This window comes from Xanthomonas hortorum pv. pelargonii, from assembly GCF_024499015.1.
In the GTDB taxonomy this organism is placed as follows: Bacteria; Pseudomonadota; Gammaproteobacteria; order Xanthomonadales; family Xanthomonadaceae; genus Xanthomonas; species Xanthomonas hortorum_B.
The window spans coordinates 1,897,949-1,923,480 of the sequence record NZ_CP098604.1; the positions used below are offsets into that span (position 1 = coordinate 1,897,949).

At 65.9% G+C, this 25,532-nt stretch carries 16 protein-coding genes and 2 pseudogenes; 11 read left to right on the forward strand and 7 right to left on the reverse strand.

What is annotated here, in order from left to right; all coding sequences use genetic code 11:
• Window positions 1-98: 98 nt before the first annotated feature.
• The 4 genes from NDY25_RS08455 (at window position 99) to NDY25_RS08470 (ending at window position 3,054) form a co-directional block, all read left to right on the forward strand.
• Window positions 99-1,064: an SDR family NAD(P)-dependent oxidoreductase gene (locus NDY25_RS08455; RefSeq protein WP_006448976.1), complete on the forward strand. Its 966-nt coding sequence runs from the start codon at window positions 99-101 to the stop codon at window positions 1,062-1,064.
• A 134-nt stretch (window positions 1,065-1,198) separates the two neighbouring features.
• Entirely contained in the window at window positions 1,199-1,921 is a 723-nt protein-coding gene (locus NDY25_RS08460) for a glycosyltransferase family 2 protein (RefSeq protein ID WP_168959555.1), read from the forward strand.
• Window positions 1,921-2,262: a lipid-A-disaccharide synthase N-terminal domain-containing protein gene (locus NDY25_RS08465; RefSeq protein WP_074056508.1), complete on the forward strand. Its 342-nt coding sequence runs from the start codon at window positions 1,921-1,923 to the stop codon at window positions 2,260-2,262. The genes NDY25_RS08460 and NDY25_RS08465 overlap by 1 nt, the downstream gene beginning before the upstream one ends.
• A gap of 258 nt (window positions 2,263-2,520) precedes the next feature.
• Window positions 2,521-3,054 (forward strand): hypothetical protein, encoded by a 534-nt coding sequence (locus NDY25_RS08470; RefSeq protein ID WP_168959556.1) that lies wholly within the window; start codon window positions 2,521-2,523, stop codon window positions 3,052-3,054.
• 101 nt (window positions 3,055-3,155) lie between these two features.
• Here NDY25_RS08470 and NDY25_RS08475 read toward each other — a convergent pair whose 3' ends face one another.
• Genes NDY25_RS08475 through coaBC form a run of 3 tightly spaced genes read right to left on the reverse strand, consistent with a single transcriptional unit; the run spans window position 3,156 to window position 7,240 of the window.
• The gene (locus NDY25_RS08475; protein ID WP_168959557.1) at window positions 3,156-5,504 is read right to left on the reverse strand and encodes a phosphomannomutase/phosphoglucomutase; all 2,349 of its coding nucleotides are present in this window, start codon (window positions 5,502-5,504) and stop codon (window positions 3,156-3,158) included.
• 12 nt (window positions 5,505-5,516) lie between these two features.
• Entirely contained in the window at window positions 5,517-5,984 is a 468-nt protein-coding gene (gene dut, locus NDY25_RS08480) for a dUTP diphosphatase (RefSeq protein ID WP_168959558.1), read from the reverse strand.
• Window positions 5,981-7,240, reverse strand: coding sequence for a bifunctional phosphopantothenoylcysteine decarboxylase/phosphopantothenate--cysteine ligase CoaBC (coaBC, locus tag NDY25_RS08485; protein ID WP_256627881.1), 1,260 nt, complete (start codon window positions 7,238-7,240; stop codon window positions 5,981-5,983). The genes dut and coaBC overlap by 4 nt, the downstream gene beginning before the upstream one ends.
• A gap of 96 nt (window positions 7,241-7,336) precedes the next feature.
• On the opposite strand from coaBC, the gene radC reads away from it, so the two are divergent.
• From radC to NDY25_RS08515, 6 genes and pseudogenes are all read left to right on the forward strand, one after another.
• A complete protein-coding gene (gene radC / locus NDY25_RS08490) occupies window positions 7,337-8,014 on the forward strand; it encodes a RadC family protein (RefSeq protein WP_168959560.1) in 678 nt (225 codons plus the stop codon).
• Between the two features lie 86 nt (window positions 8,015-8,100).
• A complete protein-coding gene (argS, locus tag NDY25_RS08495) occupies window positions 8,101-9,789 on the forward strand; it encodes an arginine--tRNA ligase (RefSeq protein ID WP_168959561.1) in 1,689 nt (562 codons plus the stop codon).
• A gap of 45 nt (window positions 9,790-9,834) precedes the next feature.
• Window positions 9,835-10,734 (forward strand): SPOR domain-containing protein, encoded by a 900-nt coding sequence (locus NDY25_RS08500; RefSeq protein WP_168959562.1) that lies wholly within the window; start codon window positions 9,835-9,837, stop codon window positions 10,732-10,734.
• Between the two features lie 162 nt (window positions 10,735-10,896).
• The gene (locus NDY25_RS08505; RefSeq protein ID WP_168959563.1) at window positions 10,897-11,655 is read left to right on the forward strand and encodes an SDR family NAD(P)-dependent oxidoreductase; all 759 of its coding nucleotides are present in this window, start codon (window positions 10,897-10,899) and stop codon (window positions 11,653-11,655) included.
• Between the two features lie 312 nt (window positions 11,656-11,967).
• Window positions 11,968-14,168: pseudogene (locus tag NDY25_RS08510) on the forward strand (TonB-dependent receptor plug domain-containing protein).
• Entirely contained in the window at window positions 14,158-14,769 is a 612-nt protein-coding gene (locus NDY25_RS08515) for a thioredoxin-like domain-containing protein (RefSeq protein ID WP_168959565.1), read from the forward strand. The pseudogene NDY25_RS08510 and the gene NDY25_RS08515 overlap by 11 nt, the downstream one beginning before the upstream one ends.
• Before the next feature lie 90 nt (window positions 14,770-14,859).
• On the opposite strand, the pseudogene NDY25_RS08520 reads toward NDY25_RS08515, so the two are convergent.
• The 4 genes and pseudogenes from NDY25_RS08520 to speA all read right to left on the reverse strand — a co-directional run.
• Window positions 14,860-15,933 (reverse strand): annotated as a pseudogene (locus NDY25_RS08520) (acyltransferase family protein); the annotation flags it as partial.
• Between the two features lie 276 nt (window positions 15,934-16,209).
• Window positions 16,210-17,547: a glycosyltransferase gene (locus NDY25_RS08525; protein ID WP_168959567.1), complete on the reverse strand. Its 1,338-nt coding sequence runs from the start codon at window positions 17,545-17,547 to the stop codon at window positions 16,210-16,212.
• Entirely contained in the window at window positions 17,540-21,523 is a 3,984-nt protein-coding gene (locus tag NDY25_RS08530; protein WP_168959568.1) for a non-ribosomal peptide synthetase, read from the reverse strand. The genes NDY25_RS08525 and NDY25_RS08530 overlap by 8 nt, the downstream gene beginning before the upstream one ends.
• Window positions 21,524-22,478: 955 nt before the next feature.
• On the reverse strand, window positions 22,479-24,365 hold the full coding sequence (speA, locus tag NDY25_RS08535) for an arginine decarboxylase (RefSeq protein ID WP_168959569.1): 1,887 nt from the start codon (window positions 24,363-24,365) through the stop codon (window positions 22,479-22,481).
• Between the two features lie 234 nt (window positions 24,366-24,599).
• Here speA and speE point away from each other — a divergent pair, with 234 nt between their 5' ends.
• Entirely contained in the window at window positions 24,600-25,457 is an 858-nt protein-coding gene (gene speE / locus NDY25_RS08540; RefSeq protein WP_168959570.1) for a polyamine aminopropyltransferase, read from the forward strand.
• The last annotated feature ends 75 nt before the right edge of the window (window positions 25,458-25,532 follow it).

The following is a 25,532-nucleotide window of genomic DNA, read 5'->3' on the forward strand; positions in this document are numbered from 1 at the left end:
TGCGATGGGTGAGCGAACGTCGCCATGAAGCGCTTCGGAGTGGTCCAGCGTCGCCTTTCGCCTCCCTTTTGCCACTAAAAATCTCCAGGACAACTTCCATGACCATTCTCGTGACCGGCGCTGCCGGTTTCATCGGTGCCTACACCTGCCGCGCGCTGGCTGCGCGTGGTGAGACAGTGGTGGGCCTGGACAACTACAACAGCTACTACGACCCGCAGCTCAAGCGCGACCGGGTGGCAGCACTGTGCCCGGACATCGACATCCGCACGCTGGATCTGACCGACCGTGATGGCCTGGCCGCGTTGTTCGATGAGATTCAGCCCACGCGCGTGGTGCATCTGGCCGCGCAGGCCGGGGTGCGTTACTCGCTGGAAAATCCATCCGCCTACGTCGACAGCAATCTGGTCGGTTTCGTCAACATGCTCGAGCTGTGCCGGCATCGGGGCGTGCAGCATCTGGTGTATGCGTCGAGCAGCTCGGTGTATGGCGATTCGGCCACCCCGCCATTTTCCGAAGACCAGCGCGTGGATCAGCCACGCTCGCTGTATGCGGCGACCAAGGCCGCCAATGAGCTGATGGGCTACACCTACGCGCAGTTGTACGGCCTGCGCGCGACGGGCCTGCGCTTCTTCACCGTGTATGGGCCGTGGGGCCGGCCGGACATGGCGCCGCTGATCTTCAGCCGCGCGGTGCTGGCGGGGCGGCCGATCGAGGTGTTCAACCACGGCAAGATGCAGCGCGATTTCACCTTCGTCGACGACATCGTGGCCGGCGTGCTGGGCGCGCTGGACACACCCAGCAGCGAGCCGGTGCCGCATCGGGTGTTCAACCTGGGCAACCACACCCCGGTGGAGCTGGAATACTTCATCGACGTGATCGCGCAGGCCGCCGGCCGCCCGGCCGAGAAGGTCTACCGGCCGATGCAGCCGGGCGACATGGTCCGCACCATGGCCGATACGCAGCGCGCGCAGGCCGCGTTCGGCTTTGAGCCGGCCACCCCGGTCGAACGTGGCTTGCCGCAGGTGGTGGACTGGTGCCGCCGCTATTTCGGCGATCGCGCTTAGCATCCAACACGCTACAGGCCGCTTTCCATTCGCTCCACCGCGCACAACGCACGTTCGCTTCATGCCTGACTCAGACAGTCAGGGCACAATGCGCGATCTTTTTCGCTCAGCCTTCATCTGGCCACTACGAATCCATGAGCCAACCTCAGCTTTCCGTTGTCGTCCCGGTGTTCAATGAGCGCGATAACGTCGCCGCGCTGATTGGCGAAATCGTCGCTGCGTTGCGCGGGCTGGTGGCGTTCGAAATCGTCTATGTCGACGACCACTCGCGCGACGATACGCTGGCGGTGCTGCAAGGCCTGAAGACCACCACGCCGGAACTGCGCGTGCTGCATCACGTCACCCAGAGCGGCCAGAGCACGGCAGTACGCAACGGCGTCAAGGCGGCGCGCGCGAGCTGGATCGCCACGCTCGATGGCGACGGCCAGAACGACCCGGCCGACATTCCCAAGCTGCTGACCGCGCGTGCCAGCGCCGAGATGCAGGTGAAGTTGTTCGCCGGCTGGCGGGTCAATCGCCAGGATTCGGGGTCCAAGCGCTGGGCCAGCAAGTGGGCCAATGCGATCCGCTCGCGCATGCTGCACGACAACACCCCCGACACCGGCTGCGGCATCAAGCTGTTCGAGCGCGAGGCGTTTCTGGACCTGCCCTACTTCGACCATATGCACCGCTATCTGCCGGCGCTGATGCAACGCGCCGGCTGGCGCACGGTAAGCGTGCCGGTGCACCACCGCCATCGCACCGCTGGCGTGTCCAAGTACAACAACCTCAATCGCGCCCTGGTCGGCATCCGCGACCTGCGTGGCGTGGCCTGGTTGATCACCCGCAGCAAGCGCACCGTGGTGCAGGAACGCTGATGGAACTGCATTGGCTGGATCAACCGCTGACCTGGCTGTTCTGGACCGGGCTGCATGTCACCGGCTGGAAACTGATCGGCTATGTGGGCGCGCTGATGTTCGGCGGCCGCTGGCTGGTGCAGTTCGTCGCTTCCAAGCGCGCCGGCAAGCCGGTGATTCCGCGCATGTTCTGGTACATGAGCGTGGTCGGCAGCCTGATGACGCTGAGCTATTTCGTGTTCTCGGCCAAGCAGGATTCGGTGGGCGTGCTGCAGAACCTGTTTCCGGCGTTTACCGCGTTTTACAGCCTGTATCTGGATGTGAAGCATCGCGGCTGGAAGCGGGATCGGGCGGTGCATTGAGCGGGGATTGGGGAGTCGGGATTGGGAGTCGCAAGTGCGGCACTGGTGCTCCGGTCTTCAGGCGTTTGAGGTGATGCTGGCTGCGCGACTGAGCTGATGGAGCATTCTGCATCGGCTTTACTCTGCAGTGGATAACGCCAGGCGCGCGACCTCCGAGAGTCAATGCGTTTGTTCGTACACCGCGCTGCGATGGTTACCGACCTAAGATGACGCGCATCGCCGATGCCGCTTCGCTAACGCCATCGACATGCTGGGGTCATGTCCAGCGCCTTGCTTCATCGCCCCGTCTCCATGCCAGCGCCCACTGCGGCGCATTGGCATCTGCGTTTGCAGACGCATCAACACGTGCCGCTGTTTGCGGACTGGCGCTGCGCGCGGGCGGCGGCAGCGAGCCTTGCGATGGCCGGTCACTGGCATGGTGCGCGCCTGCTGTGCTGGGTGCTGCTGCCGGACAGTTGGTGCGCCTTGCTGCAGGCACCGGGCAAGGCTGCACTGCTGCAGATGGCTGTTGTCGCGCGACAGGCAGCTGGCGAGGCGGTCAATCGCGCGCGTGGCCGTGGCGGAACGGTGTGGCAGCCGCAGATGCAGGTATCGGCACTTCCGCTGCAGGCCGATCACCGCCAGTTCGCGCGCTCGCTGGTCGCGTTGCCGTTGCGTGCGGGACTGGCCGAGCAGATCGGTGGGTATCCGTATTGGGACGCGATCTGGTTGTTGCACGACAACGCCGGGAAAGACGCCGCCATTCCGGCGCCGGATGATTGCTTACGCATGGCAGGCCTGGGAGGCGCGTGATCGTGATTGCCCAGGGCTGCCAGCTTCAGATCGGCAACTGCTGCTCACCACCTGCTCTGCCGCCATGCCGGCAGAGCAATCGCCTATCACTCACCCGTCGATCAAAACGCCAACGGATGCTCTGGCAGCAAGGCCTGCAATTCGCTGCGGAACAACGCACGGATCCGGTTCAATGCAGCCTCGGTGTCGGCTTCGAACCGCAGCACCAGGATCGGCGTGGTGTTGGAGGCACGCACCAGGCCCCAGCCGTCGGTAAAGTCCGCACGCAATCCGTCGATCGTGGAGAGCCGAGCCGATTCGAACGGCGATTCTTCGCTGGCCTGCGCGCGCTCGACAAAGCGCGCCACCAGCGCATGCGCATCGCCGTCGACCGGCACCTTGATCTCCGGCGTGGACACGCTTTCGGGTAGCGCGTTCAGCACTTCGGACGGGGTTTCCTCGCGCTGGGCCAGGATTTCCAGCAGGCGCGCGGCGGCATAGATGCCGTCGTCGAAGCCGTACCAGCGTTCCTTGAAGAAGAAGTGCCCGCTCATCTCGCCGGCCAGTTCGGCGTCGGTCTCGCGCATCTTGGACTTGATCAGCGAGTGCCCGGTCTTCCACATCAACGGGCTGCCGCCATTGCGCAACACGTAGTCGGACAGCTTGCCGGTGCATTTGACGTCGTAGATCACCAGCGCGCCAGGATTGCGCTGCAGCACGTCGGCGGCGAACAGCATCAGCAGGCGGTCCGGGAACACGATGGCGCCTTCCTTGGTGACCACGCCCAGACGGTCGGCATCGCCATCGAAAGCCACGCCGATATCCGCATCGAAGCGCTGCACCATGTTCACCAGATCGTCGAGATTGTGCGGCTCGCTCGTGTCGGGGTGATGATTGGGAAAGGTGCCATCGACATCGCAGTACAGCGGAATGACTTCGGCGCCGATCGCCTCCAGCAGTCGCGGTGCGATATCGCCGGCCACGCCGTTGCCGGCATCCACCACCACCTTGATCGGGCGGTCCAGCTGCACGTCGTCGGCGATGCGCTGGATGTAGGCATCGCTGATGTCGCGCTGTTCCAGTTCGCCAGGCGCCGCTGCGGTGTGCAGGCGGCCTTCGTTGATGCGCTGGTGCAGGTCGGTGATCGCCGCACCCGACAGTGTCTCGCCGCCGATCACGATCTTGAAGCCGTTGTAGTCGGGCGGATTGTGGCTGCCGGTCACCGCCACGCAGCTGCCGGCGCGCAGTTCGTAGGCGCCGAAATACACCACTGGCGTCGGTGCCAGACCGATGTCGATCACGCTGCAGCCGGCACGGCGCAGGCCTTCGATCAGGCCGTTGGCAAGCTCCGGGCCCGACAGGCGCCCGTCGCGGCCGACCACCACCTCGCGCAGGCCCTGGGCTTGCATCACGCTGCCGACGGCCTGGCCGATCAGCGCGGCAACGCCAGGATTCAAGTCCTTGCCGACCACGCCGCGGATGTCATAGGCGCGGAACATCTCGGTGGCGATCTGCACCGCCGGCACCAGGGCGGGCGGCGCGGATGCGGCCGCGTCCTGGTCCAGCGCGCGTGCCTGGCTGGCAACGCTGGCATCGTGCTGCAGGCTTTGACCGAAGGTAGGTTCGTCGGCAGTCGATTCGCTTGCCACGCGGCGGCGCGGCAAGGCGACACGGCCCCGGCTGGCAAGTACCAGCAGCACGGCGATGACGAGCAACAGCGACGCCACGATCGCGCAGCCAACTGCGCCAAGACCCAACGGGCCGCTGTCGCTCTGCCGCACGGCGGCGGCAACGCGCAAACCGCTGTCGCCCAGCTGCCTGGCCAGTGTTTCGGCGGCGTCGGCCAGCCCGGTATCGCCCTGCTCGGCGACGTTGTAGCTGCCCTGGCGCAATGCCAGATAGGCGCTGCCGGGCACTGCGATCGCATCCAGCGGGCCGGTCAACCGCAACAGCGGCAGGCGCGCATACGCCACGGCCGGCTGCGTACCTAAAGTCACCGCTGCCGCCACGCCGAGGCGGACCTGCTTGGCGTCGCGCACCACATGCACCTGCGCACGTTTGCCGACCAGCGCCGACTCGAGCAGGCTCAGCCGCGCATAGCCGAAGTCCTTGGGATTTTCATAGGCGGCGGTCAGATCGCCAGACAGCACCTGCACGTCTTCGGCGCCCTTGAAGCGCTCGCGGATGGCCGAAGCGGCGGCGAGCGCATCGCCATTGGCCAACGCGGCGATGACCTGCGGCTGCTTGAGCACGGCGTCGAGCTGGCTGGCCTGCTTGGCCATGGCCTGGCTGACGTCCTGCACGGCGCGGTCGCGCGCCTGCTCGAGGTCCTGCGTCATCGCATCTTCGCGCCATTGCGCGTAGCCGCTCCAGCCGAACCAGGCTGCCAGCAGCAGCAACACGCCCCCCAACACCGGACCACTCGTGCGCATGCCGGACGCGGCCTGGCTGCGCTCGCTCGCTTTGCTCATATGACGCCCCCGTCAGCGCACGCCGGTGTGGCCGAATCCACCCGCTCCCCGCACGCTGTCGACGAAAGTATCCACCACTTGCAAGCCCACGCGCACGATCGGCAGGATCACCAGCTGTGCGATGCGGTCGCCCGGCTCGATGGTGAAGGCGGCACGGCCGCGATTCCAGGTGCTGATCAGCAGCGGCCCCTGGTAATCGGCATCGATCAGGCCGGTGCCGTTGCCGAGCACGATGCCGTGGCGATGGCCCAGGCCCGAGCGCGGCAGGATCACCGCGCACAGCTGCGGGTCGGCCAGATGAATCGCGATGCCGCTGGGGATCAGCGCCGCATCGCCCGGTTCCAGCGTCATCGGCGCTTCCAACGCAGCGCGCAGGTCCATGCCTGCGCTGGATTCGGTGGCATAGGCGGGCAATGGCCACAGGTCGCCGAAGCGCGGGTCAAGCAACTTCACTTGCAAGGACTGGGTTGGGTGGCTCATGCCTGCAATCTCTCCGCGATCAGGGCCAGCAGTTGCTCGGCCAATTCGGTTTTGCTGCTGCTGGGGAAGCCACGTTCGCCGCCCTGCCAATAGGCGATCGCAGCATTGTTGTCGCTTTCGAAGCCGCCGCCTTCGATCCCCACCTGATTGGCGATGATCAGGTCCAGCCGTTTGGCGGCGAGCTTGCCACGCGCATAGTGCTCCACGTCGTGCGTTTCGGCAGCAAAACCGACCACCAGCTTGAGTGCGCCGGTCTGCGCAGCGACTTCGGCCAGGATGTCCGGGGTGCGTACCAGTTCCAGGGTCAGCGTTTCGCCGGTTTTCTTGATCTTCTGCGCGACCACCCGTTTGGGGGTGTAGTCGGCCACTGCGGCGGCACCGATGTAGATGTCGGCCGGAAACGCGCCCAGCACCGCATCGCGCATCTGCGCGGCCGAGCGCACGTCGATCCGTTGCACGCCGGCCGGGGTGGTCTGATGCACCGGGCCGCTGACCAGCACCACCTCGGCGCCCTGGTGGGCGGCCGCGGCCGCCAGCGCATAGCCCATCTTGCCGCTGCTGCGGTTGCCGACGTAGCGCACCGGGTCCAGGTCCTCGAAGGTGGGGCCGGCACTGATCACGATGCGCAAGCCGTCCAGTTGCGCGCTGCCGGGCACGAAGGCCGGCGCAGCCGCGCTCCTGGACGCGGCAGGCGCGGCGGTGCCGGCCAGCGCAGCGATGATCGCCGCCGGCTCGGCCAGCCGGCCGGGGCCGGATTCGCCTTCGGCCAGCGGGCCGTCGTCCGGGCCGACCACGCGCACGCCACGAGTGCGCAGGGTCGCAACGTTGGCCTGGGTAGCCGGATGCAGCCACATGCGATGGTTCATCGCCGGGGCCACGGTCAGCGGCGCGGTGGTGGCCAGGCATAGCGTGGTGACCAGGTCGTCGGCCAGGCCATGCGCCAGACGCGCCAGCAGGTCGGCGGTGGCCGGGGCGACGATTACCTGATCGGCCCAGCGCGCCAGTTCGATATGCCCCATCGCCTGCTCGGCGGCGCTGTCCCACAAGGTGGTGCGGGTGGGCTGCCCGGACAGCGCCTGGAAGCTGAGCGGGGTGACGAATTGTTGTGCGCCGCTGGTCATGGCGACCTGCACCTGCGCGCCGGCGTCGCGCAGGCGACGGACCAGTTCGAGCGATTTGTAAGCGGCAATGCCTCCGCCGACGCACAGCAGCAAGCGCTGTCCGTCCAGGGGGCGGGCCTGAGTGGAGCCGATCACGTCGGAGTCGTCCTACGGTTACAAGGACAACTAGATTAGCCGATGCCCCCGCCTGGCCTGATAGGCGTGAGCGATGAGCACCGGCAATCTCGCCATATGCACATTCACGACTGGCCCACCGACGAACGCCCGCGCGAGAAACTTCTGGCGCGCGGGGCGACTGCGTTATCCGATGCCGAGCTGCTGGCGATCTTTGTCGGCTCCGGTCTGCGCGGCCAGGACGCCGTGCGCACTGCGCGCGATCTGCTGCTTCGCCACGGCCCGCTGCGCGTGCTGCTGGATCGCCCGGCCTCGGCCCTGGCGCGCCTGCCCGGCCTTGGGCCCGCCTCGTCCTGCAAGCTCAACGCGGCGCTGGAACTGGCACATCGCCACCTGATGAGCGAGCTGGAGCGCGGCGAAGCGCTCAGCGACCCACCCAGCGTCGGCCGCTATTTTTCGCAGCGACTGCGTGCCAAGGCGTACGAGGTGTTTGCGGTGCTGTACCTGGATACCAAACATCACGCGATCGCCTTCGAGGAAGTGTTCACCGGCACGCTTGATGGCGCCGATATCCATACGCGCGAAGTGGTGCGGCGGGCGCTACTGCACAATGCAGCGGCCGTGATCGTCGGGCACAACCATCCGTCCGGCAACCCGGAGCCCTCCGAGGCCGACCGCGCGGTCACCAAACGTTTGCTGGAGGCACTGGATTTGATGGAGATCCGCCTGCTCGACCACTTCGTGATCGGCGACGGCCGCCCGGTGTCGCTGGCCGAGCGCGGCTGGCTGGAATGACAGCGCGGCGGTGACCTGAACCGTCGGCCGGACCCGGGGGCGCGCGGTCGGGTAAAATCGGTGGTTTCGTTCCAAGCAGATCCCACGTGAAAGCCCAACTCCGCGCACTGATCGGCCAAGGCATTGAAGCCTTGCGCGCCAACGGCACCCTGCCTGCCGACACCCTGCCGCCGGATTTTGTGGTCGAGCGGCCCAAGACGCGCGAACACGGCGACTTCGCCACCAATGCCGCGATGCTGCTGGCCAAGCCCGCGCGCAGCAATCCGCGCGCACTGGCCCAGGCACTGGTCGCCGCGTTGCCGGCCAGCGACGACCTGGCCAAGGTGGACATCGCCGGCCCGGGCTTCATCAACTTCCACCTGACACCCTCCGCCTACCAGCGCGAAGTGGCGCATGTGATCAAGCAGGGCGCCGACTACGGCCGCGGGCTGTCCGGCAATGGCCGCTCGGTGGGCGTGGAATACGTCTCGGCAAACCCGACCGGCCCGCTGCATGTCGGCCACGGCCGCGCGGCGGCGATCGGCGACAGCCTGGCGCGCGTGCTCGATGCCAACGGCTGGAACGTCAAGCGCGAGTTCTATTACAACGATGCCGGCGTGCAGATCGAAAACCTGGCGTTGTCGGTGCAGGCACGCGCGCAGGGACTCACCCCAGACAGCGATGGCTGGCCGGAGAACGGCTACCGCGGCGACTACATCGCCGATGTGGCCAACGCCTATCTGGCTGGCGACACCGTCGACCTGGAAGGCCATCTGGTCACCGGCGGCAAGGATCCTGCCGATTTCGACGCGATCCGCCGCTTCGCGGTGGCCTATCTGCGTAACGAGCAGAACCACGACCTGGCCGCGTTCCGTGTGGATTTCGATATCTATTTCCTGGAAAGCTCGCTGTACAAGGACGGCAAGGTCGAAGAGGCGGTGCAGAAGCTGATCGCTTCCGGCCACACCTACGAGGAAGGCGGCGCGTTGTGGTTGAAGTCCACCGACTTCGGTGACGACAAGGACCGGGTGATGCGCAAGTCCGACGGCACCTACACCTACTTCGTGCCGGACGTGGCCTATCACCTGACCAAGTGGCAGCGCGGCTACGAGCGCGCGATCACCGAACTGGGCGCGGATCACCACGGCTCGCTGACGCGCGTGCGCGCCGGCCTGCAGGCACTGGAACTGGGCATCCCGCAGGGCTGGCCGGAATACGTGCTGCACCAGATGGTCACGGTGATGCGCGGCGGCGAAGAGGTGAAGCTGTCCAAGCGTGCCGGCAGCTACGTCACCCTGCGCGATCTGATCGAAGAAACCAGCGCCGATGCGGTGCGCTGGTTCCTGATCGCGCGCAAGCCCGATTCGCAGCTCACCTTCGACATCGACCTGGCCCGTCAGCAGAGCAACGACAACCCGGTGTTCTATGTGCAGTACGCGCATGCCCGCGTGTGCAGCGTGCTGCGTCAGGCGCTGGAAAAAGGCTACAAGTACGAGCAGGCGCATGGGTTGGCCGAGCTGGCGCGTCTGGATGACGAGCATTCGCTCAACGTCATGGTCGAGCTGTCGCGCTATGCGGAAGTGGTCGAAATCGCCGGCCAGACGCTGGAGCCGTATCAGATTGCGCAGTACCTGCGTGAATTGGCGCACGCCTTCCACACGTGGTATCACAACACCAAACTGCTGGTGGACGATGCCGCAGAGCGCGACGCCAAACTCACCCTCGCCGTCGCCACGCAACAGGTGCTCGCCAACGGCCTGGAACTGCTCGGCGTCAGCGCCCCAGAAAAGATGTAAGTCGGGCCGCACGGCCCGCAACGACGTGATTCGGAGAAGTGGTAGATGGCAGCACGACGCGGTAAGAGTCAGGCGCGACGCAACACCAGCAATGGCACCCCCGGTTGGGTGTGGTTGGTGGCGGGCGCCGCGATTGCGGCAGTGATCTTTCTGGCAGCGCCCAACCTGTTCAAGAAGGACGGCGACGGCTTCCTGCGCGTGGGCCCGCGCGCCAATCCCGATGCGCAGCCCGAGCCGGTGGCAGATGCCGACGTGGATACGCCGGCCGAACTGCCCAAGCCCAGCGCACAACCGCCCAAGCCGCAAGCCAAACCCGGCGATGCGCAGACCCAGTACGACTTCTACACCTTGCTGCCCGGCAAGGAAGTGCAGATGTCCGATGCCGAACTGGCGGCCAGTGCGCGCGCCGAGGAAGCCGCGCGTGCGCGTGCGGCACTGGAAGGCAAGCCGGTTGCGCCCGCACCGGGTGCAGCAGCACGTGTTGCTGCAGCCACGCCGGCCGCCAGCGTGCCGGTGCCGTTGAACGAAACCGCCGCCAGCGCGCCCAAGCCGTTGGCGGAAACTGCGCCTGCGCGTCCGGCGGCGACACCGGCGCCGGCCAGCACCGCAGCGCTCACCACGCCGGCTGCCGCCGCACCTGCAACTGCAGCGCCCAAACCGGCTGCGACGGCCGCAGCGGCAACGACGGCGGCTGCACCTGCAGTGACAGACAACACCCGCTACATCCTGCAGGCCGGCTCGTTCGGCGCCTCCGGCGATGCCGAATCGACCAAGGCCAAGCTGGCGATGATGGGCCTGGCAGCACGCGTGGAATCGGCTGAAATCAGCGGCAAAACCGTCTACCGCGTGCGCATGGGGCCGTATGGCAGCGCCGGCGAACTGGCCGAAGCCAAGCAGAAACTGACCGGCAGCGGCTTGCCTGCCATCGCCATCAAGGCGCAGTAGCGACAGTGTCGGATCGCGCTTGCGGCCTGTTGCTACGACGTCATTGCACGCAAGCCGCTCGGTGCGGCCCGGCTGCACGCACGCCGTGCAGCGGCACGCGCATCCGGCACGGTCGCCACACCTGATTGCTTCGCCTGATCCCCCTTCGCAGGAGTTATCCCCATGTCCAAGACCGTTCTGATCACTGGTGCCACCTCCGGATTCGGCAGCGCCGCCGTGCGCCGTTTTGCTGCTGCCGGCTGGAAGATCATCGCTACCGGCCGGCGCGCCGAGCGCCTGGAGGCGCTGGCCGCCGAACTGCCCGCCGGCCAGGTGCACACGGCCGCGTTCGACATGCGCGATGCGCACGACTTGTCGGCAGCGATCGATGCATTGCCGGCTGGTTTCGCCGACATCGATGTGCTGGTCAACAACGCCGGCCTGGCGCTGGGTACCGCGCCTGCACAGCAGGCCGACCTGACGCAGTGGCAGCAGATGATCGACACCAACGTCACCGCCCTGGTCACCCTCACCCACCGCCTGCTGCCGGCGCTGATCGCACGCCGCGGCGCGATCATCAACATCGCCTCGGTGGCGGCCACTTACCCGTACACCGGCGGCAATGTGTACGGCGGCACCAAGGCGTTTGTGCAGCAGTTTTCGCTGGGCTTGCGAGCGGACCTGCACGGCACCGGCGTGCGCGTGACCTCGATCGAACCGGGCATGGCCGAAACCGAATTCACCCTGGTGCGCACCGGCGGCAACCAGGCCGCCTCCGACACGCTATACCGCGGCGCCACCCCGATGACCGCCGAGGACATCGCCGAGCAGATCTTCTATGTCGCCAGCCTGCCGGCGCATCTGAACATCAATCGGCTGGAAATCATGCCGGTGACGCAGTCGTTCGCCGGCTTCCAGGTGGCGCGCGACGCGGCGAACTAAGCAGCCGCCACCTGCGGCGCGTCGGTGCGTCCCGTTGAACACGCCCGTCCTCGGCAGCGAGGGCGGGCTTTGTCGTTTCTGCGTCCAGCCCAGCCGAGCAGGCACCTGTAGATGGCGCGTTGTGTACGACCTGGCCCGCAGCGCTGCGGCAATAGGATGGGCCAACCACCTGATTAGCAATTGCTGCCTTATATAGCAGTTGCTATATTACGCCGAACCCGACGCATGCTTCCCACCTCTCACGTCAGGCAATAACCAACGCATCGGTTGTTATAGCGTAACAATTTTGCGGACATCCTCCAGGCCCTCGTCATGCACACGACCACATCGCGCTCCATCCACTTCCACCCAGCGTTGCCCATCGTCGTGCTCGCCGCCGCCCTGCCCTGCCACGCAGTCGCTTCGACTGCCGGCAACCTGAACGACGACGCCACCGCGCAGCAGCGCGCGGTGGCGCTGGACCGTGTCGAGGTGAAGGTGAGCACCGCCACCCGGACCGAGCGCTTGCTGGCGGACGTTCCGGTGCGCACCGAAGTCCTACGGCAGCAGGACATCGCGCTACGCGCGGCGACCGATTTCTCGCAGGCGGCCGAACTGATCAACGGCCTGCGTGTGGAGAGCAACTGCCAGAACTGCAACACCTCCGAGGTGCAGGTGCTGGGCCTGCCCGGCGCCTACAACCAGTTGCTGTTCGACGGCACGCCGCTGCTGTCCACTCTGGGCAGCGTGTACGGGCTGGAACAGATCCCCGGCGCGTTCATCGATCGCATCGAGGTGGTCAAGGGCGGCGGCTCGGCGTTGTACGGGCCCGGCGCGGTGGCCGGTGTGGTCAACCTGATCTCCGAGCAACCGGTGCGCAACGGCGGCTACGTGCAAGCCGGCGTGGATGTCCTCAAGGGTCAGCCGCAATGGAACCTGGATGGCCGCCTGGATCTGGTCGGCGCCGACGATCGCCTCGGCATGTCGGTGGTGGCGCAACGCTCCGACGACGACGGCATCGACTACAACCACGACGGCTATACCGAAATCACCCGCAAGGACCTGCGCCTGGGCGGCGTCCAGCTCTGGTACGCGCCCACTGCCGATACCCGCCTGCGCGCCGATTATCAGTACACCGACGAGTCGCGCCGCGGCGGCAATCGCCTGGGCGTACCCGAGTACCTGGCCAATATCGCCGAGTCCTTGCACACCCGTTACCAGCGCGGCGGGCTGAGTTGGGAACAAACCCTCAGCGACACCGCCGATTTCCGCATCGCCTATGCGTTCGCCGATATCGATCGCGACAGTTTTTACGGCGGCCTGGGCGAGGTGGTCACCGACCCGCGCGATCCCGCCTACGACCCACGCCAGCTCGACCCCTCCGTTCCCGGCAGTGCGGCCGCGCACTCCTACAACCAATACGGCCACACCGAAAATCCGCTGCAGTTTCTGGATAGCCAGTTCAACTGGCGACTGGGCGCGCACGCATTGGCTTTCGGCCTGCAGTACAAGCGCGAAACCCTGCACGATTTCAATCTGGATGCGGCCGGCCAGCGCCTGCGCACGCTCAGCGCTGCGCGCTTCCGCAATCTGGGCGGCTTTGTCCAGGACGAGTGGGCGGTGACCGAGGACGTGGACCTGGTCCTGGGGGGCGCCTGGACAAGAGCTCTGAGCTGGACAACAGCGTGTTCTCGCCGCGCCTGGCGCTGGCCTGGCAGGCCACGGCCAACCTGAAATGGCGCGCAGGCGTATCGACCGGTTTCCGCGCGCCGGAGATCTTCGTCGAAGATGTGCACGTGGACACGCTCGGCGCCGCGCAGGTGCGGGTACGCAATGCCGATGGGCTGCGCGAGGAACGCGCACTCACCGCAATGCTGGGGCTGGACTGGCGCAGCGACCCGGCGCAACCGCGCTGGAGCTGGGATGCCACCGCCTCGTTCACCCGGCTGCGCGACACCTTCGTGCTCGGGCAGATCCAGAGCGACGCCGATGGCAACCTCTACCAGCTGCGTGACAACGCGTCCGGCTCGAAGGTGGCGGGCCTGGAGAGCAACCTGGCCTGGCAACCGGCCGCGCAATGGCGGGCCAGCGCAGGCCTGGCGTGGTATCGCTCGCGTTACGACCAGGCGCAGCTGATCTACGACGACACCGCCGACGGCGGCGACACCCGCATTGCCAGCGCGCGCTATCTCAAGACACCGGACTGGAGCGGGCTGGCCCAGCTCACCTGGCAACCGTCCGAGGCGTTCCAGGCCTTTGTTGCCACCCGCTACACCGGCCGGATGGAGGCGCTGAACAACCGACTCGGCGTCTTGCGCCATACCCCGGATTTCTGGAATACCGACCTTGGCGCGCTGTGGCATCTTCATCTGGGCCAGACCGGCACCCGGGAGACCAGCATCTCCCTCGGGGTCAAGAACCTGTTCGATCAACGCCAGCGCGATCTGGAGGTGGGCGCTGGCCGCGACAGCGATTATGTTTACGGGCCGCGCTTTGCACGCTCGTGGTATCTCAATCTGCGCCATGCGTTCTGAGCCGACCCACGCAGGTCTGCTGCGCATATTGACGCTCTGCGCGGCGCTCGTTGCGTGGATGTCGCCGGCGGCGGCGCAACAGGGGCCCCGGCTGCGGCGGGAGATTGCCGAGACGTTGGTGGTGGCCGATGCCGACCGCATGCGCCCCTTTCGCTGGACGCGCGAGCCGGCGGTGATCGCGCTGTACTTCGGCGCCGACTGGTGCGGGCCCTGCCATGCGTTCGTGCCGGATTTGGTCCGGATCCGCGCGGCGCTGCGCGAGGCAGGTGCCGACACCGAGGTGGTGTACGTCAGCCAGGACCACTCGGAAACGCAGATGCGCCGCTACATGCGCCAGCAACAGATGCCCTGGCCGGCGATCGACTACCGCCGCATCGATGCGCTTCCTGCGTTGCGCCGGCTGGCCGGCACCGCACCACCGAACCTGGTGCTGCTGGATCGCGCCGGCAACGTACTGGCCAGCGGCTGGGAAGGCCGACACTACATCGGCCTGACCCCGGTGCTGCGCACATGGAGCGAGCACCTTCGGCGCGCCGCAGTCGATACGACGCCACCCCTACTACACGACGGTCCCGCAGCACATCGCCACCCTGGCGATTGACGCTGCGCGCGCCTGCAGCGCCATTTCAGCCACCGGCGAGCACCTCGGGCACCTCCCTGGGGGCGCTGCGGCAGCCTTGCCACGCTGCTTGCGCAACTGCAGGAACGGACGTTCCACCGCGTAATGCAGGGCGGCACCGGCCAACAACGCGCACCCACCATAGATCGCGAACGCAATCACGCCGCGGCCATCGAGCCCGCTTCCGAACCAGGTCTGGACAAGGTGGAACACCGCCTTGTGGGTCAGATACAGGCTGTAGGAAATGCCCGCCAGCCATGCCGCCCCCGGCACGCGCAGGCCACCCAGCAATCCACTGGTGGCGGTGCCTGAGAGCACCAGCAAGGCCAGCCCCAGCGACAGCACCGGCCAGCCCACCGCATTGCCGATCAGGCCGGTGCGCTCGCGAAACAGCCACATCGCCAAACCCAGAACCACCACGCCTGCAAACAGAAAGGCGTTGCCGTGGGGTTGCAGTCGTTGCCACAGCTGTGGACGAAATACCTTCAGCACCGCCAGCGCAAGACCGGCCAGCAAACCGTCGAGACGGTTCCAGGTCGGGTAGTAGATGTCTTCGATAAACCAGTTGCGCTGCAGCCCCGCGCCTGCGCTGTCCAAGGCGGTGTTGTGCAACCAGATGCCGGCACGCAGCGCGATGCCTGCGACCACCACCAACACGCAGAGCACGCCAAAGCGCGCGGCCGATGGACGCCGCAACAGCAGCGTCGCCAGCAACGGAAACACCAGATAGAAATGTTCTTCCACGCACAGCGACCAGGCGTGCGAGAACGCGGCATCACGGCCGTAGTCGACGAACAAATTCAAGGTGAAGGTGACGAACATCCACCACGGTGCCAACCCGGGCGACTCACGAAAATCCGGCCACGCCATGTAGATCACCAGCACCACCAAAAACGCCGGCAGGATGCGGAACGCGCGGCGCAGGTAGAAATCCTTGAAGTCCAGGCGCTGCCCGCGCGCCAATGGCGTCAGCACCTGCGTGCCGATCAGAAAACCGCTCAGCACGAAAAACAGATCCACGCCCATCCAGCCGTAGCGCGACAGCCATGCCCAGTCCGGCCCCAGACCGCCGACCACAAACGAATGGAACAGCATGACCCAGACTATGGCGATGCCACGCAGCAGATCGAGAGCGGGATAGCGCATGCGGGCGACGAGAGGCCGAGGGGATCTGATTGTGCCGCATGCACACGACGCAACGGTGCCGGCTGCAGCGCTGCTCGGCTCAGGTAGGGGATGCCGGCTCTGCTTCGACGTTTCCTGGTAGCGCAAGCATCCTCTTGCCGACTACGCGTCGGCGGCAACAGGCAACCAGCGCAGCACCTCACCGGTGCTGCACTCCGGTGCCTTCGATAACGCCCGCCACCGCATTACCGCAGCCATTGCGACATCGGCGCTGTGGCTCCCCCACAGCGTCATCCATCAGGCGACGGCCTGCTGCTCGATCCGCACGACCGGCGCCACCGACACCGCCGGTTGCAGCAATCCCCATGCTTCCAGCTGCCCCACCGCCCGGCTGATTCCGTCCTCCTCACGGATGCGCTGCCCCAGCACGCTTGCCGCTGCGCGCATGCTCGGCGCGCTGGCCTGGCGGATGGCATCGGCCAGGGTTTCCGGCTGCAGTCCGGCCCGCACCAGCGCCGGGGGCGCGACGCCACGCTGGGCCAGGCAGTGCGCCCAGAACGGTTGGTCGTAGCCGAACGGCAGGACCACCGACGGAATCCCCGCAGCCAGCGCCGCACCGGTCGTGCCGGCACCGCCGTGATGCACCGCGACCGACACCCGCGGGAACAGCCAATCGTGCGGCGCCTGCTCCAACTGGAAGAAGCGCTCCGCATCGTCGGACGCGTCTTCCCCGGCCGCCAGCCCGCCCCAGCCGCTGGCCAGCAACGCGCGTTGACCGGTCAGACGCACCGCCGCCTTGACGATGGCGGTGAGCTGCGCCGCATCGGTGCTGATCATGCTGCCGAAGCCGATATACAGCGGCGGCGGGCCGGCCTGCAGAAACGCTTCCAGCGCGGCCGGCGGCTGCCACTGCGGCTGCGGCAACTGCCAGAAACCGGCGACCTGGGCTCGGTCCGGCCAGTCCGGCGGACGTGGGCACAGATGCTCGCTATAGCCATACACCACGCGCTGCGCGCTGCGGTCGGGACCACTCCACGGATACGCCGGCAGCCCCAGAGCCGGGCGCACGATGCCGTTGAGCGCCGGGCGCATCAGCTGCCAGCCGGCAAAGCGCACCGCGTGATGCAGCGCCACACTCACCAGCCCGGGCAGACGCACGGTGGGCATCACCATCAACGGCACATGGCGCGAGGCGGTCAGCGGCTGCAGTTGCGTGAATACCACCGGTAGGCCATAGGCCTGGCCCAGGCTATGTGCCAGCAAGCTCGCGCTGCCGACGCCGAGAATCAAACCGGCATCGGCACAGGCCGCGCGGCCCTGCTCGGCCCAGTCGCGCGCCCAGTCCATCAGTTGTGCGCGCAAGGTGCCCCAGATGCCGCGCCAGCCGCCGCGCATCTCGGCGACATTGGGATGGCCCTGCAACAGCTTCTGGTGGTCGCCGCTGAGCGGGAAGAACTCCAGCCCATTGGCGCGGATCAGGGATTCGAAGTTGGCGCTGGTCAGCACCCGCACCGGATAACCGCGCTCCTGCAGGCCGCGGCCCAGCGCGATGATCGGGCGCACATCGCCATGCGTGCCCAGGGTGGCGATCAGTACCGGGCGGTGACGTGCCGGCGTATGCAGTGACTCAGGCATATTCGGCCACCCCGTCGCTGGCGGTGGCGATGCTGCCATCGCGTTGTGTGGCTTTCGCAGTGGCCGCGTGCAGCAACGCGCTGAGCGTGGCCGAATGCGTGGACGACAGCATCGAATGATGGTCGCTGTCCAAGGTATGCAGGTGCAGATTGCGCACGTACGGGCGCCAGGCCTGCGGCCGGTAATCCACCCACACTGCATCGTCGCCGCCGGAGGTCATGCGCACGCTTGCTTCGACGAACAGCACATCCTGGTCCAGCGGCTTGGGCCGATGACGCCGCGCCAGCTGCAGGTGGTGCTGGGTCATACCGCCCATGTCGTCCAGCAGCGTGGGGCGTTGTTCGAGCAGCTGGCGCACCGCGGGCAAATCGTTCAACCCGTAGTGATCGCATAGCAGGCTGGCCAGTTCGGCCACCGTGGTCGGCATCGGCTGGCCGTGTGCCAGCGTCAGGCCCAGCGCATGCACCGATGCGCGTACGTTTTCCGATTCCGGCAACGATGCGGCCTGCTCCAGATGCGGGTAGCTGTCGAGCATTGCCAGCAACTCGACTTCTTCGCCAAGCGCATGCAACTCGGCGGTGATGGCATGGGCGATCAAGCCGCCCAGCGACCAACCGATCAGCCGGTACGGCCCATGCGGCTGCACGCTGCGCAGACGGGCCAGGTAATCGCGCGCGATCGCCTCGATGCTCTCCGGGCGATGCTGCGGGTCGCTCAATGCCGGCGACTGCAATGCATACACCGGCCACTGCGGATCGAGCTGACCGAGCAGGGTGAGATACGACCAGCCCAGACCGACCACCGGATGGATGCAGAACAGCGGCGTGGTGCCCGGCGTCCCCGCACGCAACGGCAACAGCACGCCGAGCGGATCGTTCGGGGTCTGCGCACTGCGTTTGATCACCTCGGCCAGGCCGGCAATCGTCGGCGCATGGAACAGCGTGCCCAGCGGCAGTTCGACGCCGAACATCTGCGGGAAACGCGCGGCCATTTCTGCCGCGCGCAGCGAGTCGCCGCCGAGTTCGAAGAAGTTGTCTTCCACCCCCACCACTTCAATGCCCAGCACGTCCTGCAACATCGCTGCCAGTTGGTGTTCGAGCGCATCGCGTGGCGCTACATGCGCGCGCTGCGGCAATGCGCCCGGTGACGGCAATGCGCGGCGATCCAGCTTGCCGTTGGGTGTCAGCGGTAGTGCCTCCAGCGGCATCCACAGCGTGGGAATCATCGACGCAGGCAAGCGTTGCTGCAGATGCGCGCGCAGCAGCTCGGTCGCCGGCATGGTGCCGTGCTTGCCCACCACATAGGCCAGCAACTGCAACGCGTTGTTGTCGCCATCGCTATGGCCAACCACCACCGCCTGGGCCACCTGCGAATGCAGCAGCAAGGCGTTTTCGATTTCGGCCGGCTCCACGCGATGGCCGCGGATCTTCAATTGCGCGTCCGCACGGCCGATGAATTCCAGCATGCCGTCGCGGCGCTGACGCACGCGGTCGCCGGTGCGGTACATGCTGCTGCCGTCATCGGCAAACGGATCGCGCACGAAGCGCTCGCTGGTCAGCTGGCGCTTGCCGCGATAGCCCTTCGCCACACCTGCGCCGCCGATATACAGCTCGCCGATCGCACCGGTGGGCAGCGGCTGCCGCTGCGCATCCAGCACGTAGACGCGCGTATTGAGCAGCGGCCTGCCGATCGGTGGGGCTGCGGCGTCGGTCAGCTGCAACGGCATGATGGTCGACCAGATGGTGGTTTCGGTTGGCCCGTACAACTGGGTCAGGCGCCCCACCCGGCTCAGCAACTGCGTTGCCAACTCCGGCACCAGGGCCTCACCGCCGACCAGCGCATGGATACGGTCCAGTGCCAGATCTTGGTTGGCCAACAGGATGCGCCACAACGACGGGGTGGCCTGCACCACGCTGATCTGCTCGTGTGCAATCAGGCGCGACAGGCTGCGTGGATCGTGAGTGATGCCGGCTGGTGCGATGACTACGCGTGCGCCCACCAACAACGGCAGGTACAACTCCAGCCCGGCGATATCGAAGGTGATGGTGGTGACTGCCAGCACACGGTCGCGCGGGCGCAATGCCAGTTCGTGCTCCATCGCATGCAGGAAATTGAACAGATTGCGATGGCTGATTTCCACGCCCTTGGGCGCACCGGTCGAGCCGGAGGTGTACAGCACGTAGGCGGTGCCATCCGGCGTGGCGAGCGGTGCGATCGCCGCCGGCAACACCGCCGGGCGCGGGTCCAGCCACACCATGCCACCGAGCAGATAGCGCTCGCACAACGCCGGCTCGCAGACCAGCGCGATGGCGCCGGAATCGTTGAGCATCTGCCGATTGCGCGCGGCCGGGCTTTCCGGATCCAGCGGCAGATAGGCCGCCCCGCTCCACATCACCGCGAGCAAGGCCACCAGCAATTGCTCGCTGCGCGGCAACGCGATGGCGACCACATCGCCCGGGCCCACGCCGTCGGCCACCCACTGCGCGGCGACGCGCGAGGCGAGCTCGCAGAGCGTGGCGTAATCCAGCGTGCGGTTGTCGTATTGCACCACCACCGCCGCCGGCATCAGCTCGGCGCGCTGCAGCATGCCGTGCAACAGCGTGCTCGGCTCCGGCAGCGGCGCAGCGGTGTCGTTCCAGGTGTGCAGCAGCCGCTGGCGTTCGTCGTGACCCAGCACATCGATCAGGCCGAGTGCGCACTCCGGATCTGCCAGTACCGCATCGGCCAGGTGGGTCAGGCGGCGGCAATGTTCTGCCAGCTCGTCGCTGTCGTACAACGCCGGGTTGGCATCCAGATCGAAGCGCAACGCGGCGCCATCGCCACGCTCGTAGCAGAAGATGGTCAGATCGTCGGCCGGACCGTTGCAGAGGTTGTGCGGCACGGCATACGCCTCGCCGAAGCGCAGCGCGTAATCGAAGGCCTCGATATTCACCGCCAGCCGCGCGAACTTCTGCTCGATGCCGAACACGCCCAGGTCGCGACGCACATCCTCGAAGCGGTATTGCTGGTGCCGCAAGGCATGCTTGACCACCGAGGACACCTGCGCGAACAAGTGATGGATCGGCTGCTGCGGATCCATCTTCAAACGCAGCGAAATCACGTTGGCCACCAGCCCGGCGGTTTGCCGGTAACGCGCATTGATGCGGCCGGTCACCGGCATTGCGATCACCAGATCCTCGGCACCGGTGCAGCGGTAGTAATACGCGGCAATCAGCGAGATCAGCATCTGCGGCAGGCTGGCGCCATAGTCCTTGCCCAGCGCACGCAAACGCACCACCTGCTGCGGCGAAAACTGCCCGGTGCCACGCAACAACCCGGTGGACAGCTGATTGCCCGGCCGTGCCAAGGTGGCCGGCGGCGGCAGATCGGCCAGCTGTTGCATCCAGTAGCTGCGATCGCGCTGAAAGCGATCAGACTCGCGATAGTGCTGCTCAAGTTCGTTCAACGACAGCGCACTGCCGTACTGCGCAGGTTCCGGCTCGCTATCGGTAGCGTAGGCGTTATAGAGCACCGCCATGCGTTGCATCATGATCGATGCGCAATAGCCATCCATCACCAGATGGCTCACGCACTGCACCCACATATGGTGATCTTCGCCAAGACGGAAGACCGCGCAATGCCACAACGGCCCGTCCTGCAGATTTTCCGGCTTGCGGATTTGTTCGTCCACCCAATGCTCGGCCGCGTTGCGCGGCGAGGGATCTTCGCTGAGATTGAAGTACGGAATGGCGGCCGTGTACTCGGGACGGATGACCTGGCCAGGCACGCCATCGTGTTCGACGATGCACAGCCGCAGCGTGTCGAACTCGCGCGTCAGCTGCATGCTGGCGCGTAGCAATAGCTGCGGATCGAGTGGGCCGAACATCTCCAACGCTTCGGACAACATCAAGGTGTTGTCGGTGTGCAACTTGCTGGCGACCCACAGGCCGCGTTGCGCTTTGGTCAGGGGAATCACGGGAGAGGCGTCAGCGTGCATTGCGTGCATCCTTCTTCAGTGTGGCGCGCAGTCGCCCAACGGGTCTTGCCCGCAATGCGGTCAACGAGACGCCGGATCAGCACTTGGCCTAAAAACGTTTAGGTAGAAAACACCATCGACCACCGGCAGAGGCCGGCGATACGCAGTTGGAACACTCGATAAAGACGCACAATGGAGACGTACAACGAAGTGGCACGCAAGTGACACCAAGACGTGCAACTGCGTTTTTCTTGAAGCACTTGCTTCCCGGCAAGTTAATAAACACTAACAATCGGGCAACACAATGAACCGTGCAAAAATCACGAATTGCGCGTTTCCTGCAAATATTTTTTAATGAAGTGTGATTGCAGTTAGTGTTCTGGATACATACGTCTGTTTGGGGATTCGTCGCTGCATGCAGCGCCACACACAAAACGCGACGCATGTCGCGTCGATGCGGCAGGCGCGCGATTGCAGGCGAAATTGCAGGCGGATTTGCGTTCTCCGCATTGCATAAAAGACCGCAATGCATAAGACCACTGCGCGTGGCAGCGTTGATATAGCTGCGCTACCAGACAAATCACTGCACGACATGCGGCCTCGCTTGCGACACCTAGCGCGTGCATTCGTTCGATCATGCGTCGGTCGTTTGGATGTCATACGACTGCGGCACTCTATAGATCAACGCGCGGGGTCGGGCGGATCACAGTGCGCTGCTTTGTGTGGACTGCGCCGGTGCGCGTCTGCGCGGAGTCATGCGTGCGTGACTGAGCGGTGGCAAGCGGCCCTCAAGGCGCGCTGGCAGGGCGGTGCCCAACAGATTCATGCCAAGGCCGATCACCTGCCGCGTCCGCTTTACGACTGCTCACTCGTCAATGCAGCTCTTTCTACGCAGCTCTGGCGGCGCGGACTCAGTGCTGATCTTGCATCGGCACTGCCTGCGCGCCACGGCGTCGGCCGCAGCGCGCGTACTGCTTCAGCCCAACGGTTCGTCGGACAGATAGGTGTAACCGGTCAGCCCGGCTTCCAAGGCGTCGTGCAATTCCTGCGCACGCTCCGGCGACAGCTGCGCGGCGGCAATGCGCTCGGCATAGGTCGCACGCAGCGTGTCCAGCTGATAACCCACGTAGTCCAGCATCACATCGGTGGTATCGCCACGGCGCTGCTGCACAATGCGATAGCCATCGCCGTCCACGGCCACTTCCACCGCATCGGTATCACCGAACAGGTTATGGATATCGCCGAGGATTTCTTGGTAGGCGCCGACCAGGAAGAAGCCGATGCGATAGCTCTCGCCCGGATTCAATGTGTGGAGCGGCATCGAGCTGTCCAGGCTTTCGTTCTCGACGTAGGTCCTGACCATGCCGTCGGAATCGCAGGTCATGTCGGCGATGATGCCGCGCCGCTGCGGCGCCTCGTTCAAGCGCTCGATCGGCACGATCGGAAACACCTGATCGATCGCCCACACATCCGGAATCGACTCGAACACGCTGAAGTTGACGAAGTACTTGTCCACCAACCGCTCGTTGAGCTCGTCCAGCACCGGGCGGTGGCTCTTTTCGTCGAAGCTCAGGCGTGCACGCACGCCGTGGGCGATCGCGTAGAACAGATCGTCGATACGCGCGCGGTGGATGAGGTCGATCTGGCCCAGTGCATACGCACTCAGGCCTTCGGCATGGAAGTGCTGGGCTTCCTGGAACAGTTCCACCGCCGGGCGCACATCCAGTTCGTCGTGGATCTCGCGCAGGTGGCGGATCGCCGCCGGTTCGTCGTCGTGCGCGTCGGGCACGCGGCCTTCCGGCGCCTGCTCCACTTCGGACACGTTGGCGATCAGCACCGCGTGGTGCGCGGTCATCGCGCGGCCGCATTCGGTGACGATGCGCGGCGGGGTCAGGCCATGCTCTTCGCAGGCATTGGCCAGCGGCTGCACGATATTGCTGGCGTAGGAATGCAGGCCATAGTTGATCGAGCAATAACTGCGCGAACGGGTGCCTTCGTAATCGATGCCCAGGCCGCCGCCGACATCCACATGGCTGATCTTGGCGCCCAGGCGCGAGAGCTCGACAAAATAGCGCGTGGCCTCGCGCATGCCGTTGGCGATGTCGCGCACGTTGGAAATCTGCGAGCCCATGTGGAAATGCAGCAACTGCAGGCAGTCGGCGTACTCGGTGTCGCGCAGCGTCTTCCACAGATCCAGCACCTGGCGCGGCGACAGCCCGAACTTGGCCTTGTCGCCGCCGCTGTTCTGCCACTTGCCCGCGCCCAGCGAGGCCAGCCGCATGCGCACGCCCAGGCCTGGCTTGACGTCCAGCGCGCGCGCTTCTTCCAGCACCAGCTTCAGCTCGGAGGGCTTTTCGATGACGATGAAGGTCTGCAGGCCGAGCTTGCGCCCGATTAGTGCCAGGCGGATGTACTCGCGGTCCTTGTAGCCATTGCAGACGATCAGCCCGCCCGGGCGCGACAGGGCCAGCACCGCCATCAGCTCGGGCTTGCTGCCCGCTTCCAGGCCAAAGCCCTCGCCGTGGTGGCTGGCCAGCGTGCCGGCTACGCCGCGATGCTGGTTGACCTTGATCGGATACACGGCGGTGTAGCCGCCGGCGTAGTCCCACTCGGACTGCGCCTGCGCGAACGCCGCCTGCAGCTTGCCCAGGCGCTGGCCCAGGATGTCCGGGAAGCGCACCAGCAGCGGCAGCTTGGCGCCAGCCGCGCGCGCGGCATCCACCACCTCGGGCAGCGACACCGACGGGCCATCGGTGGTCGGGGTGACCACGATGTGTCCGGCAGCGTTCACATCGAAATACCCATCGGCCCAATGCGGGATCGAATAGGTCTTGCGGGCTTGGTCGAGGGACCAATCGCTCATTTCGCTGTCTCGGCTGGGGCAAAAAGGGCGTGAAGTGTAACGCCTGGCACGCGCAGGGTCCGTTACAATCCGCGCCGACTTCACGCCCTTCTCCTGATTGGAGCGGGGTTGGTGAGGGTTCGGTATTGCCGTCAGCAGCTTGGTGCATGAGGCTGCGCCCGACCCTCATCCGGCGCTACGCGCCACCTTCTCCCGGTGGGAGAAGGAACAGCCCCCTTCCTTTTAGGACTTTGCATGAGCGCCAACGACAACTGGTACATCGAACACTTCCAGCCGACCGGCTCGGCGATCGGCTTTCGCATCAGCGGCAAGCTGGACGAGGTGCAGTCCCCGTTCCAGAAGATCGAGATCTACCAGACCACCGATTGGGGCAAGCTGATGCTGATCGACGGCGCGGTGATGCTGACCACCCGCGACAACTTCTTCTATCACGAGATGATCAGCCACCCGGCGCTGTTCACCCACCCCGCACCCAAGCGCGTGGTGATCATCGGCGGCGGCGACTGCGGCACGCTGCGCGAGGTGCTCAAGCACCCGGGCGTGGAAAGTGCCACCCAGTGCGATATCGACGAGCAGGTCACGCGCATGTCGGAGAAATACTTCCCCGAGTTGTGCGACTCCAACCACGATGCGCGTGCCGAGCTGTTGTTCGACGACGGCGTGGCCTACATGGCCAATTGCCCGGCCGGCAGCGTGGACATCGTGATCGTCGATTCCACCGACCCGGTCGGCCCGGCCGAAGGCCTGTTCAACAAGGCCTTCTACGACAGCTGCTTCAATGCGCTGAAGGACGACGGCATCCTGGTGCAGCAGTCCGAGTCGCCGCTGGCGTTGCTGGAGTTGATCAAGGAAATGCGCACCGAAATGGGCAAGGCCGGCTTCCAGTCGTTCAAGACCCTGCCGTTCCCGCAGCCGTGCTACCCCACCGGCTGGTGGAGCGTGACCATGGCCAGCAAGCAGGCCAATGCCGATTTCGCGTTCCGCCAAAACGATGCGCAGGCCAAGGGTTTCGAGACTCTGTACTACACCGCGCACCTGCATACCGGCGTGCTGGTTGCACCGCCGTTCGTGGCCAAGGCGCTGGGCGAGTAAGCATGTCATCGGGCTGGCGCCGCTTGCTGCGCGCCGGCCTGATTGAAAAGAACCGGCGCATCGTTCGCGTGCGCT